Annotated in this window: 15 protein-coding genes; 10 read left to right on the forward strand and 5 right to left on the reverse strand. The window is 56.8% G+C overall.

Annotated elements, in window-relative coordinates; all coding sequences use genetic code 11:
- The first annotated feature begins 84 nt into the window (after nucleotides 1-84).
- The 4 genes from CCALI_RS15475 (at nucleotide 85) to clpX (ending at nucleotide 4,794) form a co-directional block, all read left to right on the forward strand.
- The gene (locus CCALI_RS15475; RefSeq protein ID WP_016483854.1) at nucleotides 85-1,365 is read left to right on the forward strand and encodes an AAA family ATPase; all 1,281 of its coding nucleotides are present in this window, start codon (nucleotides 85-87) and stop codon (nucleotides 1,363-1,365) included.
- 132 nt (nucleotides 1,366-1,497) lie between these two features.
- Nucleotides 1,498-2,856: a trigger factor gene (gene tig, locus CCALI_RS12595; RefSeq protein WP_016483855.1), complete on the forward strand. Its 1,359-nt coding sequence runs from the start codon at nucleotides 1,498-1,500 to the stop codon at nucleotides 2,854-2,856.
- On the forward strand, nucleotides 2,856-3,467 hold the full coding sequence (locus CCALI_RS12600) for an ATP-dependent Clp protease proteolytic subunit (protein ID WP_016483856.1): 612 nt from the start codon (nucleotides 2,856-2,858) through the stop codon (nucleotides 3,465-3,467). Before tig ends, CCALI_RS12600 begins: the two co-directional genes overlap by 1 nt.
- Before the next feature lie 34 nt (nucleotides 3,468-3,501).
- A complete protein-coding gene (clpX, locus tag CCALI_RS12605; RefSeq protein ID WP_016483857.1) occupies nucleotides 3,502-4,794 on the forward strand; it encodes an ATP-dependent Clp protease ATP-binding subunit ClpX in 1,293 nt (430 codons plus the stop codon).
- Nucleotides 4,795-4,796: 2 nt separating this feature from the next.
- Here the strand turns inward: clpX and CCALI_RS16235 are convergent, their stop codons facing one another.
- The 3 genes from CCALI_RS16235 to CCALI_RS12615 are packed head-to-tail and all read right to left on the reverse strand — an operon-like array spanning nucleotide 4,797 to nucleotide 6,148.
- Nucleotides 4,797-4,964, reverse strand: coding sequence for a hypothetical protein (locus CCALI_RS16235; RefSeq protein ID WP_156415928.1), 168 nt, complete (start codon nucleotides 4,962-4,964; stop codon nucleotides 4,797-4,799).
- Complete coding sequence (locus CCALI_RS15480; RefSeq protein WP_016483858.1) at nucleotides 4,921-5,445, reverse strand: type II secretion system protein; 525 nt, start codon at nucleotides 5,443-5,445, stop codon at nucleotides 4,921-4,923. The genes CCALI_RS16235 and CCALI_RS15480 overlap by 44 nt, the downstream gene beginning before the upstream one ends.
- Before the next feature lie 19 nt (nucleotides 5,446-5,464).
- Complete coding sequence (locus CCALI_RS12615; RefSeq protein ID WP_016483859.1) at nucleotides 5,465-6,148, reverse strand: redoxin; 684 nt, start codon at nucleotides 6,146-6,148, stop codon at nucleotides 5,465-5,467.
- A gap of 215 nt (nucleotides 6,149-6,363) precedes the next feature.
- Between CCALI_RS12615 and CCALI_RS16240 the strand changes: the two genes are divergently transcribed.
- Both CCALI_RS16240 and CCALI_RS12620 read left to right on the forward strand, forming a co-directional pair.
- Nucleotides 6,364-6,501 carry a hypothetical protein gene (locus CCALI_RS16240; RefSeq protein ID WP_155850561.1) on the forward strand — a complete coding sequence of 46 codons (138 nt, stop codon included), beginning with the start codon at nucleotides 6,364-6,366 and terminating at the stop codon, nucleotides 6,499-6,501.
- Nucleotides 6,502-6,583: 82 nt separating this feature from the next.
- On the forward strand, nucleotides 6,584-6,913 hold the full coding sequence (locus CCALI_RS12620; protein ID WP_155850562.1) for a hypothetical protein: 330 nt from the start codon (nucleotides 6,584-6,586) through the stop codon (nucleotides 6,911-6,913).
- 164 nt (nucleotides 6,914-7,077) lie between these two features.
- On the opposite strand, the gene CCALI_RS12625 is transcribed toward CCALI_RS12620, so the two are convergent.
- Nucleotides 7,078-8,067 carry a sugar kinase gene (locus CCALI_RS12625; protein WP_016483860.1) on the reverse strand — a complete coding sequence of 330 codons (990 nt, stop codon included), beginning with the start codon at nucleotides 8,065-8,067 and terminating at the stop codon, nucleotides 7,078-7,080.
- A 298-nt stretch (nucleotides 8,068-8,365) separates the two neighbouring features.
- Between CCALI_RS12625 and pgl the strand changes: the two genes are divergently transcribed.
- From pgl to galA, 4 genes are all read left to right on the forward strand, one after another.
- On the forward strand, nucleotides 8,366-9,133 hold the full coding sequence (pgl, locus tag CCALI_RS12630) for a 6-phosphogluconolactonase (RefSeq protein ID WP_016483861.1): 768 nt from the start codon (nucleotides 8,366-8,368) through the stop codon (nucleotides 9,131-9,133).
- A 183-nt stretch (nucleotides 9,134-9,316) separates the two neighbouring features.
- Nucleotides 9,317-9,577, forward strand: a complete 261-nt coding sequence (locus CCALI_RS12635; protein ID WP_016483862.1) for a hypothetical protein — start codon at nucleotides 9,317-9,319, stop codon at nucleotides 9,575-9,577.
- 75 nt (nucleotides 9,578-9,652) lie between these two features.
- On the forward strand, nucleotides 9,653-10,459 hold the full coding sequence (gene tpiA / locus CCALI_RS12640; protein ID WP_016483863.1) for a triose-phosphate isomerase: 807 nt from the start codon (nucleotides 9,653-9,655) through the stop codon (nucleotides 10,457-10,459).
- Nucleotides 10,460-10,620: 161 nt separating this feature from the next.
- Entirely contained in the window at nucleotides 10,621-13,437 is a 2,817-nt protein-coding gene (gene galA, locus CCALI_RS12645) for a beta-galactosidase GalA (protein ID WP_242396609.1), read from the forward strand.
- Nucleotides 13,438-13,511: 74 nt separating this feature from the next.
- On the opposite strand, the gene CCALI_RS12650 is transcribed toward galA, so the two are convergent.
- A complete protein-coding gene (locus tag CCALI_RS12650; protein WP_016483865.1) occupies nucleotides 13,512-13,973 on the reverse strand; it encodes a chemotaxis protein CheX in 462 nt (153 codons plus the stop codon).
- Between the last annotated feature and the right edge of the window lie 35 nt (nucleotides 13,974-14,008).

Below are 14,008 nucleotides of genomic sequence, written 5' to 3' on the forward strand. Positions count from 1 at the left end.
GGGAGGTGCCTGAGGGTTTCGGCAGCTTCTCGGGCGGATCTGGTAGAATATAAATAGCTTTGTCATTGAAATTAGGTATCCATTATGCCCGAACAGGGGGTTGAGACTCTTGAAGAGGCGCTTGCAAGAGGAATCCGCTATGCACGCATGGCGGAGTGGGGGCGCGCTGTAGAGGCCTTCCGAAAGGCCGTGGCGCTCGATCCAGAGAACACGGAGGCGCGGTTTCGTCTTGGATGGGCTTTATGGAATTTGGCCGATACCGATAGGCCGACTTTAGCCGACATGGCTCTGCTCTACGGGGCGCAGCTCCTTGGGTTCGATCAGACGGTTCGCGATGGCCGTAGGCGCTATCGGGCTTGGCGACAGACTCTGGAGGATGCAGCCTACTATTTGGAATCGGTGGTGGAGCGCGATCCGAAGCATGCCCGAGCCTACCACTATTTAGCTCGTGTGTTTCATGCGCTCGATCGTCGTGATGAGGCCGAGCAGGCCGCCCGTGCGGCGGTTCAGTTGGATCCCTCCAATGCGAACTATCGTAACTTTGCCGCCTCGCTGAACGCTCTCTCCAACCGCCGCTACACGACTACCGAATCCGATCTTCCCCAGCAGAGCGCGCTTACATGGGACGATCTGGTGTTGAACCCGCGCACCAAACGTGAGCTGCGCCAGATGCAGCTCATGCTGGAGCAGCCGGAGCTTGCACGGGAGCTAGGGGTGCAACCACCCACGGGCATCCTTCTCAAAGGCCCGCCTGGCACCGGAAAAACCACCATCGCGCGCGTGTTGGCCAACGAGGCCAAATGCCACTTCTACGCCATTACGCCGGCCGACATCAACCAGATGTATGTGGGAGAGAGCGAGAAAAGGGTTCAGGAGCTGTTTGCTCGCGCACGCGCGAACCCGCCCGCCATCATCTTTATTGACGAGATAGATGCGCTGCTGCCCATACGCCAGGGCGGGGTGGCCATCCATTCCGACAAAGTGGTGAACCAGTTTCTGCAGGAGATGGATGGGCTAACGCCCAACAGCCGTGTCTTCATTATTGGCGCTACCAACCGCCCCGATATGCTCGACCCGGCCGTGCGGCGAGGAGGCCGCCTTTCGCGGGAGATCGAGATTCCTTTGCCGGACTTTGAGGCGCGTCGGCAGCTGTTCGCGCTGTGTACCCGCAACGCCAATTTAGCGCCCGATGTAGATATTGATGAGCTCGCCCGTAGAACCGACGGCTATAGCGGGGCCGACATTCGCGCTCTTGTGAACGAGGCGGGGCTGCTGGCCCTAATACGTATTGCTGATCAAGGGCAAGATACCCCCCGTGCGCTCACCATGGCCGATTTCGAGGGCGCTCTTGCCAATCTGGGCTAGATCTACCGAGGCGAAGAACCCGTGCGATTGGGGGAGCGTCCACGAAAAAGCTTGACTCGGCACTAAAGGATGTTGTATTCTACCCTCGCTAAGTTGACACTATAAGAGACCTATAAGGAAGCACCATTTGTTATGCAGGTAAAAGTCGAACAAGCGACACCACGTACGGCTACGGTTGAGATCACCGTGGATGAGGAGCAGGTAAGCCGCACCTTCGAGAACGTTTATAAGGAGTTCAATCGGTACGTCAACGTGCCAGGGTTTCGACCAGGTAAGGCGCCTCTCGCCCTTTTAGAGCGTTACGTAGACCCCGAAAGGGTACGACGACGGGTTTTGGAAAAGCTTATCGCCGAAACCGGCTCCAAAGCGCTTGAGCAAGAGTCTCTGGAGGTGATGAGCGGCTACAACCCCGAAATTGATGCCCCCGACATCGAAAACAAAAAGCCGTATACCTATAAGTTGATCGTGCCGCTGGAGCCGGAGGTCACTCTGGGAGCTTATACAGGCCTGACCGTGGAGAAGCCCAAGCGGGTGGTAACCGACGAGCTGGTGGAGCAGGAGATAGAGCGGCGCCGCAAGCCTTACGAGCGCCTCGAACGAGTGACCGACAGAGGGGTAGAGCCGGGCGACGTGTTGAGCGTAGAGATGCGCGTTCAAGAAGAGGGTGAAGAGGAGGACAAGGGGCCGGCACGACGTCGGCTTATCTTTCTCGGAAACAACATCCCCGGCTTTGATGAGGCCTTGTTGGGCATGCAGATCGGTGAGGAGCGTACCTTCACTCTGCCTTACCCCGACGACTACCCCGAGGAGGCCAAGCGCGGAAAACAGGCCACCTACACCGTGAAGTTGATCGGAATCAACGTGCGCAAACTGCCGGAGGTCAACGACGCCTTCGCCAAAGAGCTGGGCTATGAAAACGTTGAAACGATGCGTCAGCGGATACGCGAGGAGCTGCAAGATTACTTTGAACGACTGGGTAATGAGCTTGCCGAGCAACGGCTCATCGCCGAGATCGTGAAAAACTCCACCGTGAACTTCTCGGAGATCCTCGTGAAGGAAGAGATGGAATCGCGCCTCGAATCGCTGGCGCGTGAACTGCAACGGCGCAACCTCTCGTATGAGCAGTATCTGGCCGCTATCGGCAAAACCGCCGAGGAACATCAGAGAGCACTGGCGGAACAGTCCGCCTATCGTATCGCAGCCTTCCTCGTGTTGCGCGCCATCGCTACTCAGGAGGGCCTGCAGGTTGATCAGGAGGAGATTGATGCGGCTTTCGATGATATGTTAGAAAAAGGTCAAATTACGGAAGAACAGTATGGGGAGTTTCGGCAAAATCCGCGGAAACGCTTGGAGCTGGCCGATGCGCTGGTGCGACAGCGTCTCCATGACTTTCTGTTTGCAAACAACACCGTGCAAGAGGTAGAGGTGTCCGATCTGCCCGAAGAGGAGTCGTCGGAGGAGGAGATCGCTACCGTAGAGGGGGGTGAATAATGGAACGGAAAATTGAGACACCGCAAAACGTGATTCCCATGGTGGTCGAGCAGAGCGCCCGAGGAGAACGCGCCTACGATCTCTACTCGCGCCTGCTTCGCGACCGCATCGTGTTTGTGGGAGAGCCGATAACCGACCACCTCGCCAACCTCGTTATCGCCGAGCTGCTTTTCCTGGAGCGTGAAGACCCCGATGCCGACATCGAGCTGTATATCAACAGCCCTGGCGGAAGCGTCTCGGCTGGACTGGCCATGTACGACATCATGCAGATGCTGAAATGCGATGTCGCCACGATCTGCGTGGGGATGGCGGCCTCCATGGCGGCCGTTTTGTTGGCCGGTGGTACCGCCGGAAAGCGCTATGCGCTCCCCAACTCTCGAATTATGATTCACTCGGTGGCCGGCGGATATGAGGGGCCCGTGCAGGACGCCGAGATTCGCCTGCGCGAGATGGTACGTATGCAAGATGTGCTGACCGAAATACTCGCTCGGCATACCCATCAGCCGACCGATAAGGTACGGCGCGACATGGACCGCGACTATTTTATGTCGCCTCAAGAGGCCCTTGAGTATGGCTTAATAGATAAGATCGTGGATAAGAACGAACGTTAGAAAAACGGAGCGCTTCCGTTTCAAGGAGAGAGCTTTGTCAAGAGTTTTTGAGAGGTCCGAGAACCGCTGCGTGCTGTGCGGTAAAACACGGGAGCAGGTGGGCAAACTGATAGCGGGGGTGTATGGTGCCGTCTGCTTCCAGTGTGTCGAACGTTGTAATGAGATCATCGCTCGTGAGGGCCAAGAGGTCGCTCCGGGTGTGGGGCCGGCTTGGGGGTCTATTCCCAAACCGAAAGAGATCTACCGCATCCTCAGTCAGTATGTGGTGGGGCAGGAGCGCGCCAAACGCGTGCTCTCGGTGGCGGTCTATAACCACTATAAGCGCATTAACGCGCCGAGCAACGATGTGGAGCTGCAAAAGTCCAACATTCTCCTCATCGGGCCAACCGGCTCTGGCAAAACGCTGCTAGCCCAAACGCTTGCCCGCATCCTCAACGTTCCTTTTGCCATCGCCGATGCCACCACCCTTACCGAGGCGGGCTATGTGGGCGAGGACGTAGAAAATATTCTGTTGAAGTTGCTGCAGGCCGCCGAAAACATGAACCCTAGTGGCGGCCTTGAGCAGACCATCCGCAACGCACAGCGCGGCATTATCTACATTGATGAAATAGACAAGATCAGCCGTAAAAGCGAAAATCCCTCCATTACCCGCGACGTGAGCGGAGAGGGGGTGCAGCAGGCCCTGCTGAAAATTCTGGAGGGCACCATCGCCAACGTTCCCCCTCAGGGAGGTCGCAAGCACCCTCAGCAAGAGTATGTACAGGTAGATACCACCAATATTCTTTTTATCTGCGGAGGCGCTTTTGAGGGGCTTACCGACATCATCTCACGCCGTATTAACAACCGTACCATGGGTATTCGCGCCAACATCGGCGATAAGCAGGATCGAGCCTCGCAAAAAGGAAACCTCTACCAGCACGTGATGCCCGACGACCTGCTAAAATACGGTCTCATTCCCGAATTTGTGGGGCGCCTGCCCATTGTGGCCACTCTCGACCCGTTGGATGAAGAGGCTCTCATGCGCATTCTCGTAGAGCCTAAGAACGCCTTGGTCAAACAGTACGCGCGTTTCTTGGAGTATGAGGGAGTGGAGCTGGTGTTTACCGAAGCCGCCCTGCGCGCCATCGCCCGCGAGGCCATCCAACGCAGTACCGGCGCCCGCGCCCTACGCACCATTATCGAAGAGGTTATGCTTAACGTAATGTATGAGCTGCCCTCTCAATCCAACGTGAAAAAGTGCGTGGTGGATGAGGAGACGGTGCTAAAACGAATTGACCCTACGCTCATCACCGACAACGCCGAAGATGCCATGCGTCAGGCCTCCTAACGCTAGCGAGATGGCTTTGCGAAATCGGCCGCCGTCACGGGGTTGTAAATAATGCCAAAACCCTTCTGGTGCTCTATGCGCACCCCCTTTCCTAGCCCGAAACGGTCGCTGACATACTCCCGCACTTTATCCGGTAAAACGGCCACCGTCCCTGCCGGCAGTTGGAACACGGAGACGGGGAAGCTCTTTACAAAGCGTGGTGATAACACGATCGCCATCCCGCGCTACAAGCGTGGAGAACCGGCTGGGTTTTGGTATCATGGGATCATCACTGATAAAAGACCAGGAATAGCTTGATGCTGCCTGTTTTTTCTCTTGGGGCGATTTGTTGGGGTCGAGCCAGAAGTCGGGGCAGTGGAGCACACGATGGTCTTTCACGTAGGCATTGTCAAAAGTGAATATTCCATCTTGTTCAGTTGGCAGTCCGAGCTGGGAGACGGTCATGGGGACGCCTTGCAGGGCCTCCTGTCCATCGTAGTCTGAACGGTAGAGCGACAAGGCCACTCCTATCTGGTGGAGGTTGGAGATACACACGTTCTGGCGTGCCTTCTCGTGTGCAGGGGCGAACACCATCCACAGAATGCCTGCCAGCAACGCGATAATCCCCAGCACCACCAACAGCTCTACTAACGTGAAACCTCGATACCGCATCTACTTTGCCCTCATTGCTTTAAAACGGCTTGGAGTGTGGTGTCTCCAAAGGGGTCGTACTGCGGCCCAGGAGAACGATCGATCCACGCCACATGCCAGCTCCGATCAAAAAACAGCGTCCTGGCCATAACGCCTTAAGCTGCTTGACCAGATCTCCTTTTATGTCGCACACGATGGGCACTTTTAAACCCTGCTGCTTAACAAACGTCTGCGCGATGAAAGAGGGCGCCGTGGTAAACAACACGAAACCGACTCCTCGCGCCTTTGCCTCTTCCTGCCAGCTCTTCAAGTTCACATTGAGGCACGACGCACAGTTGCCCACATAACCCAGCAGCGTATAACGCACGTGCTTTGGGGCCACTTGCCGTACTATCTTGCCAATGCCTGTCGGCAGGAACGGCGTGCCGATCTTGGGAGCGTTCTTCATCGCCTCCAAGTAGGGGTCTTGAGACGCGCTAGAGGCCGAAGAGGAGCGAAGCGGCAACAGGCTGCGATGACGATGGAGTGTCACCTTATCGTGCGGAAGTAGCCACATCAAAATAAGCGCTTCGGTGCCAAAAAGCATCAGCAACAGAGAACGATAAAGGATACGCGAAGTCCTGGCCGTTTGAGTTTGAACCGCTTCCTCCCTCACCTCAAAAGAAGGATTTGAAGGTTCTTCATTCACCGATGCTGTTGCCGAAGGCGACTGGTTTTGATCCATCGTTTGATAGCCCTCCAAGCCGGTCTCAGTGAGCGCCACAGTCCTTGCAGAGAGCAGCTTTTTTCGCTTCTATATATCGGCAGCGCCCCGTTTGATGGCTTCCTTTATGCCCTGCCACAAAGGCTTCTAATCATCTTCCAATCTTCGCTGATGGACCGCCATATACTCCTTGAAATCCTCTTCAGTTAGCCCATTGGCTCCAGTACGGAGCGCAGATGGGTGATGGCGCGGTGTTAGGCCATACGCACAGCGCCATCACTGCGCCCCGTCTGGTTGGCGATTTCAACAAAGCTTTGCTGCTCGATGACATGCGCTTAGATCAGGGCACGTTCCTTTTCGGAAAGAGTGCCTAAAGAGACCTCGATCAGGTTGTGAAACTCTTGCCGAAGCAGCAGGTCATCGGGGTCAATTGTCTTAGGGGGTTTGCTGGGCCTCTTGCTTCAGCTGCTCCAGGCACTTTTGCCTGGCGCGGTAATGACGCAGGTAGTCCACCGCAAAGTTGTGGGCGTAGCGGTTGGGGCGCGCACGGATGGCGGCCAGCTCTTCAGGCGATCGTTTGAGCAGGTACTCTATGAGCTGTTGGCCGCAATCTTTTACGTTCTCTGCCGGGGGTTGGAAACGGCGGGCTTACATCCGGGCAAGCTTGGCAAGCTTCTGAAGCTCTTCATCACAGAACGCTTCCATGGGGAAACTCGCTTTCTTAGAAAAGCAAAGCGAACGGCATCGCGGAGCGAGGCGATGCGTGTGAAACGACATCAGCTATAAAAAAGACTGGGTGTGGAAGACAGAGGTTTCAAAAAAATTTTTGTCGCTCACACTTTTTGGGGAAAAATTCGGGAAACAGAGGCAAACGGAAAAGGTCCCCCTGGCAAGCATTTCCGCTCGGCGCGAAATGCCGAAACGGTAAAGCCCAGTGATCTGCCTGCCTCCTACCGGCGGATGGAGGAAGGGGACGTTTGGTGATGTGCTGTTCTCACCGCCTCGATCTCCTCAAAAGTGCACAGCAAAAGGTCGCCCGGAAGGGTATGTTTGAGAGCGGCCATGGCCATGCCCATCTCTAGGCCAAGCGATATATTTTGTTGAAGATAGCCGTAGATAACCCCGGCGTCGAAGGCATCGCCGGCGCCCACTCTATCCACCACGTAGGCAATGGGGTAGGGGGCGGCGAAGTGCTCCCCGGAGGGGCTAAAGGCATAAGCGCCATCGCCTCCACAGGTCACCACTACGGTCTCGATGCCGTAGCGGTCGTGAAGAGCGCGCGCCATTCGCTCCTTCTCCTCCGTCAGCGCAAACAGCAGTCGTGCCTCTTCATGCGGCGCAATCAGCAGGTCTACGTAGGGGAGCAGCGGCTCGAGGGTGGTGCGTGCAGCTTCCGGAGACCAGAGGCGCGCACGATAGTTGGTGTCGAAGCAGACCCGCGTGCCCGCCCTTTTGGCGGCCTCGATGGCGTAGCGGACGGCGGCGGCGCATCGGGCGCTGAGGGCGGGGGTGATGCCGGTAACATGCAGCAGACGCGCCTCGGCGATGCGTTGGGCATCTACATCTTCCGGCCCAATGGCGCTCGCAGCGGAGGCGGCTCGGTCGTAGTAGACCTCGGTCGCGCGTGGCGCGACGCCAAAATCCAGAAAGTAGAGACCTGTGCGTGCTTTAGGGTCTGAATCCCAAATAACGGCCGAAGTATCTACGCCCCAACGCCGCAGCTCGTTTTCAATGCGGCGCCCTAGGGGGGTATTGGGAAGGCGTGACCACCAACAGGCCCGCAGGCCGAGGCGGCAGAGGGCTACGGCCACATTCGATTCGGCTCCGCCGATTCGCACCTCCAATGAGGTGGCCTCTTCCAGCCGCATGTAGTGCGGCGGGCTAAGGCGCAGCATGGTCTCTCCAAACGTAATGACATCCCACCTTGTTTCGGAACGCATCGTGAAACCCTTCCTCTTTTGAAATTAGGTGCACATTTAGCATACCTGGAACAAAAGGAGAACTACTTGCAATTTAAGGGGGAGATAGGGTACAATAGAAAATCAATAGGGTGAGGGGAAGCAAGAGGCGTGTTTTTTCTTCGTGTAACTTAACCGGTTCAGTTTCCACTAACCGCTGCTCCTCTATTGGCCTATGGAGAAAACAAAGCGTTCAGCTCGTTGAGACATCAGCTCAATGCGCACCAAGCGAAAGGTTTATCTACGCTCCTGTTGCTAGCTGTTTTTCGAGGTATTTGGAATGACCATCTCTGTATGTGAAGACAAAGAGCAGTTGGCGCAAAAGGCCGCCAATCTCTTTCTTCAAATAGCCCAGCGCGCCATCGAGGAGCGCGGGCGCTTTGTTGCCGCCCTCTCCGGCGGCTCGACCCCCGAACGAACCTACACGCTGCTTGCCCAGCCGGAGCGTGCCACACAGCTGGATTGGAATAAAGTCTACCTCTTTTTTGGAGACGAACGCTTTGTGCCTCATGATGACCCGCGCAGCAACTATCACATGGTGAAGCAGGCCATGCTCGATGCGCTGCCGCTGCCTGCCGGGCACGTTTTGGCGGTGCGCACCGATCTGCCCACCCCAGAGGCCGCGGCCGAGCACTACGAACAGATGCTGCTGGCCTTCTTTGCCCTGCCCGACCGTCAGACGCTGCCCCGGTTTGACCTCGTGTTTCTAGGCCTCGGCGACGATTGCCATACCGCCTCTCTCTTTCCCAGCGCTGCCGCCCTCACCGAAAGAAAGCGCCTGGTGGTCGCTACACCGCCTGGCACGCTGCCACCCCCTGTAGACCGCATTACTTTTACCTTCCCGCTCATTAATGCGGCTCGGCAGGTGGTGTTTTTGGTGGCGGGTAGCAATAAGGCGAAAACGTTGTACCGTGCGCTAGTAGAACGCCCGCCGATCTGGCTTTGCCCCGCTGTGGGCATCCGCCCTGCCGATGGCGAACTGCTATGGCTGGTGGATAAGGAGGCCGCTAGCCTCTTGCCGCCTGAACAGCTTAACCCACAGCGGTGAAAAACACCTAGATCTCGTTCGTGGCTTTTCCTCCTCTCAGGCAGAGTGCCTTACTTGCGGTAAAATAATCTTTAGCGTCCGGATGTCGCCTTAAGCCTCTTTTGGATGGTGGGCGGGAGAGCCTAACGCAAAGAACAGACAGACCGCTTGGAGCGGTGTCTGTCGTCGTTGAGAGGAGAGCGCATGAAAGCCCAAATACTCGGAATGCGTCCTGGAGAACCGTGTGTGTTGGATGAGGAAGGCAGACGGGTTGGATTGATCTTACGCATCGTGCCGGAGACCCCAGAAGAAGTTGCCGAGCTGAAGCGGTTTTGCCGTCTTACCGAGGCGTTCACGTTTGTGATTGACGAGGAGTATCGCCTCAATCAAAGCCAATGCACGCCGGTATACGGCGAGCGCAGCTTCGCACTGGTCTCCACGCACGGGTTGGAAGAGCTTGTTTAACCCCCTATCGTCCTCTCTGGGATACGGGGTAGAGCGACAATAAATAAATAGAATGAAGAGAACGAAGGAGTAAGAATGCGCAGAGGAGTGATCGCTGGCAACTGGAAGATGCACTGCACTTTGGAGGAGACGCGCCGCCTGTTAGAGGAGTTGCTGCATCGTCTGGAAAGCCAGCCAGCTTGCGAGGTGGTTGTCTGCCCGCCGTTTACGGCTTTAAGCACCGCGGCCGCATTGTTGCACAACACCCCTGTGAAACTTGGCGCTCAAGACCTTTTTTGGAAGGAAAAGGGAGCCTATACCGGCCAGATCGCCCCGGGGATGCTGGTGGATGTGGGGTGCGAATATGTGATTATCGGGCATTCGGAGCGCCGCGGGCGCTTCGGCGTGCCCGAGCCGGATTTCGATGCAACGATTCTGGCCTATTTTGGGGAGAGCGATGCCACAGTGAACCGAAAGCTGCGGGCGGCTCTCGCCGCTGGCCTCACGCCCATCTGCTGTGTGGGCGAGACGTTGACAGAACGGCAAGCCGGCCAGACCGATGCGGTCATCAGAAGGCAAACGCGCGCGGCTTTGGAGGGCATCAGCGAGGGGGATGCGCGGAAAATCGTTTTCGCCTATGAGCCGGTTTGGGCGATCGGCACGGGCGAGGTGTGCGCTGCTGGGGAAGCCAACCGTGTATGTGGGCTTATTCGCACTGCCGTGGGCGAGGTGGCCGGATCCGATGCCGCGGCTGCCGTGCGCGTGCAGTATGGCGGCAGCGTGAAACCGGAGAACGCCGCCGATCTCCTCGTGCAGCCGGAAATAGATGGTGCTCTTGTTGGTGGGGCCAGCTTAAAGGCGGCCGATTTCCTTGCGATTCTTCACGCCTACCCTGCATCCTAGCTTCCTTGCTGATACGCGAAGTGGGCACTGTTGGGCTGATCGGCGATCCCGCTTCTATCTAGGTGCGTCTCCGGATAGTTTGTGGCTAACGTTTGGTGGCAGGAGAAAGAGGCTCTTTTATTAAATATAAAAGACCAAAAAACTTTGAGTGCAGGAGCCTGATGATGAAGGTTCAGAAAGCTCTCGTCCTGCTACCCCTTGCGGTAGCCCTTTCCCTTCCGAGTCCCGCGTTCGCCACGCACAGAGCGCGGGCCGAATCGCCTTTTGGGGAACGACAGAAAATCCTCTTCGACGCCAATTGGCGTTTCTTCCGCGAGCCCACACCGCATTTGGAGAAAACCGTTCCGATTACGGATTGGGTCTACCTTCCCATAGAGGAAGGGGCCGGCGACGCAAGGGTGCTGGCGGATCCCAATCTAGATACCTCGGCAGGTGGCTGGAAGCCCGTCAAAACCGGCACCGATGTGTTCGAGGGGAGGGTGGGCTTTGCCTGGTTTCGCACCACGCTGCCCCCTATCGCGCCGCCACCGAAAGGCTACTCTCTCTATCTTCTCTTTGAGAACGTAGATGATAACGGCACGGTGTACCTAAACGGCAAGAAGCTCTACTACCATGAGGGCTATGGAGAGCCTTTTGTCGTTCCGCTGGCCGAAGCGTGGCGCTCAAACGGCCCGAATCTGCTGGCTGTACAGGTGGATAACGCTGGGGGCGGCCCGGGCGGAATTTTGGGCGATGTGTTTTTAGGCTATGCCAAAGGCGCTGACATAGGGAGCGGTGCCGCGCAACCCGATTTTAACGATAGCTCCTGGCGCATTGTGCATTTGCCTCACGATTATGTCATCGAGGGACGTTTTGACCCCAAGGCGAGCGTCTCTCACGGTTTTCTTCCCACGCCACCAGCTTGGTATCGCAAAACCTTCTATCTGCCAGCGTCCGATCGAGGCAAAAGCCTTTGGCTCTACTTCGAGGGCGTCTTCCGAGATAGCGACGTCTGGCTCAACGGCAAATTTCTCGGAAACCATCCGAGCGGCTACACAAGCTTTTTCTACAACATCGCGAAGGCCGCTCACTTTGGCGGCAAAAACGTGTTGGCCGTGCATGTAGACCCCGGCAACTACGAGGGATGGTGGTATGAAGGGGGCGGAATCTATCGACATGTGTGGCTCATCGTTACGAACCCCGTGCATATCGCGCAGTGGACGACCTTTGTGAACCCGCAGGTGGTTGGGGACGATGTGGAACACCCCGCTATGGCGCAGGTGAATGTGCACACCACTGTGGAGAACGACACCGATGCCGAGGCTGCGTGTCGCCTGCAGTTTCGTGTGCTTGATGCGGAGAACCACCTCGTTGCCCAGACGGACAGCACGGTGAGTATTCCGCCCAACGGCACACGCAAAGTGGCCGTTCTCCTGCCGCTTCATGCGCCTCATCTTTGGTCTTTAGAGAGCCCCTATCTTTATAAGTTGCAGATAAGCGTTTTGCGAGATGGACGCATCGTAGATGGCAACGAAACCAACTTCGGAGTGCGTACCATTCGGTTTGACCCCAACCAAGGCTTTTTCTTGAACGGCAAGCATGTGGAGCTACAGGGCACCTGCAACCATCAAGATTTTGCGGGTGTGGGGATCGGCATGCCCGACTCGTTGCTGGAGTGGCGCATTCGTAAACTGAAAGAGATGGGCAGCAACGCCTATCGCTGTTCGCACAACCCTCCTGCTCCAGAACTGCTCGACGCTTGTGATAGAATAGGCATGTTGGTAATGGACGAAAACCGGCACCTCGGCGACGTCTACACGCCAAAGACGCCCCCGAATGCTCCCTACTCCGATCTCTCCGACCTCGCCTCCATGGTACGTCGCGATCGCAACCACCCCTGCATCATTCTCTGGTCGCTCTGCAATGAAGAGGGCATTCAGGGCACGCCGGCAGGGGAGCGTATGGGCGCGGCCATGAAGAAAGTCGTGGAATCGCTCGACCCTACTCGCCCCGTCACTGCGGCGATGAACGGAGGATGGGGCTATGGCCTGTCGCATGTGCTGGATGTGCAGGGCATCAACTACTCCTATGGGGTGTACGACTCCTTTCACCAGTCACATCCCGATTTTCCCATCGTCGGCAGTGAGATCGGCAGCGATGTGAGCGATCGGGGTATTTATGCCAACGACCCCGCGAAGGGCTATGTCAGCGCCTACAACAACGCCGAGAACACCTGGAAAAGCGTGGCCACCCATCCCTTTGTGGCCGGTGGGTTCGTGTGGACGGGATTCGACTACAAAGGGGAACCCTCGCCCTATGGCTGGCCCTGTGTCAACTCCCATTTTGGCCTGATGGACCTGTGTGGCTTCCCAAAAGACGACTACTATTACTATAAGGCCTGGTGGGACCAAGAGCATCCCCTCGTCCATCTGTTTCCACATTGGAACTGGCAGGGTAAAGAGGGACAGCCTATAGACGTGTGGTGTTACAGCAACTGCGATGCGGTGGAGCTGTTCTTAAATGGGAAGAGCTTGGGCAAAAAAGAGATGCCAAAATATTGGCATGTGGAATGGCACGTGCCCTATTCACCGGGCGTTCTAGAGGCAAGAGGCTATCGAAATGGCCAGGTCGTTGCGACGGATCGTGTAGAGACCACAGGGCCGCCTGCGGCCATTCGGCTTACGACGTCTACACCCACGATAAAGGCGGATGGTGAAGAGGTCGGCATCGTGGAGGTCGCGATTGTGGATGCGCAGGGGCGGGTTGTTCCTACGGCCGATAACCTGGTTCATTTTCGGGTGCGCGGGGCCGGCAGCATCGCCGGAGTGGGAAACGGTGACCCAAGCGACCACGAGCCGGATCAGGCCAACTATCGTCATGCGTTCAACGGCCTGTGCTTGTTGGTGGTGCGTGCCGGCAACCGACCTGGGAGCATTGAGGTAGAGGCGACCTCCGAAGGGCTGCGTTCAGCGCATCTCCGCCTGGAGGCGGTGCGCTAAGCTAATAAGAGGAAAGGCTCATCATGGAGCCTTTCCTCTTGGGTAGGCACTCGAAAAAAGTGGAAGGGTCGAGGCTAGCTTTCTTGTAAGCTTACCGTGATCTCGATCTCGCCGAAATCGGTGCAGAGAGGCACCACAAGGGCGGGGATATCGAGAGTGGTCATCTTCACATTGGTGCCTCGCACAATGGTTGGGGGGGTGATGTTGCACGGAAAACCGGCTTCCGCGAGGAGGGTAGCTGCGTTGCCGGTAACCATGTTGCCTAGCTCGGCGATGGCGCTTGCTGCGAGTTGATCAAACGTCCTTACAGGCTGGCCTAGCATGTGCGAGGCGATCTTGTCCGCCGTGATAAGGCTCATACCGTAGATCACCTGTCCCTCTACCTTTCCGGTCACCCCGGTGATGATGTTGCACTGTTGGCTTGTGAAGATGGAGGGACGCATAGAAAGCGTGCCTTTCGCGGGTTTGCTGCCCAGCACCATCTCCAGCACTTGGAAGGCCGCCGATATAAAGGGGTTGATATATTGAACTTTCATGGTCTGTTTTTTCTCCGTTCGGTTAGTTGAGTTCT

The sequence above is a fragment of the Chthonomonas calidirosea T49 genome, from assembly GCF_000427095.1.
Classification (GTDB): Bacteria; Armatimonadota; Chthonomonadetes; order Chthonomonadales; family Chthonomonadaceae; genus Chthonomonas; species Chthonomonas calidirosea.

Bases quoted from the DNA above. Each gene is read 5' to 3' on its own strand.
- CCALI_RS15475 (WP_016483854.1), top strand. From the start codon at position 85: ATGCCCGAACAGGGGGTTGAGACTCTTGAAGAGGCGCTTGCAAGAGGA.
- tig (WP_016483855.1), top strand. From the start codon at position 1,498: ATGCAGGTAAAAGTCGAACAAGCGACACCACGTACGGCTACGGTTGAG.
- CCALI_RS12600 (WP_016483856.1), top strand. From the start codon at position 2,856: ATGGAACGGAAAATTGAGACACCGCAAAACGTGATTCCCATGGTGGTC.
- CCALI_RS15480 (WP_016483858.1), bottom strand. From the start codon at position 5,445: ATGCGGTATCGAGGTTTCACGTTAGTAGAGCTGTTGGTGGTGCTGGGG.
- CCALI_RS12615 (WP_016483859.1), bottom strand. From the start codon at position 6,148: ATGGATCAAAACCAGTCGCCTTCGGCAACAGCATCGGTGAATGAAGAA.
- CCALI_RS16240 (WP_155850561.1), top strand. From the start codon at position 6,364: ATGGGTGATGGCGCGGTGTTAGGCCATACGCACAGCGCCATCACTGCG.
- CCALI_RS12625 (WP_016483860.1), bottom strand. From the start codon at position 8,067: ATGCGTTCCGAAACAAGGTGGGATGTCATTACGTTTGGAGAGACCATG.
- pgl (WP_016483861.1), top strand. From the start codon at position 8,366: ATGACCATCTCTGTATGTGAAGACAAAGAGCAGTTGGCGCAAAAGGCC.
- CCALI_RS12635 (WP_016483862.1), top strand. From the start codon at position 9,317: ATGAAAGCCCAAATACTCGGAATGCGTCCTGGAGAACCGTGTGTGTTG.
- tpiA (WP_016483863.1), top strand. From the start codon at position 9,653: ATGCGCAGAGGAGTGATCGCTGGCAACTGGAAGATGCACTGCACTTTG.
- galA (WP_242396609.1), top strand. From the start codon at position 10,621: ATGATGAAGGTTCAGAAAGCTCTCGTCCTGCTACCCCTTGCGGTAGCC.
- CCALI_RS12650 (WP_016483865.1), bottom strand. From the start codon at position 13,973: ATGAAAGTTCAATATATCAACCCCTTTATATCGGCGGCCTTCCAAGTG.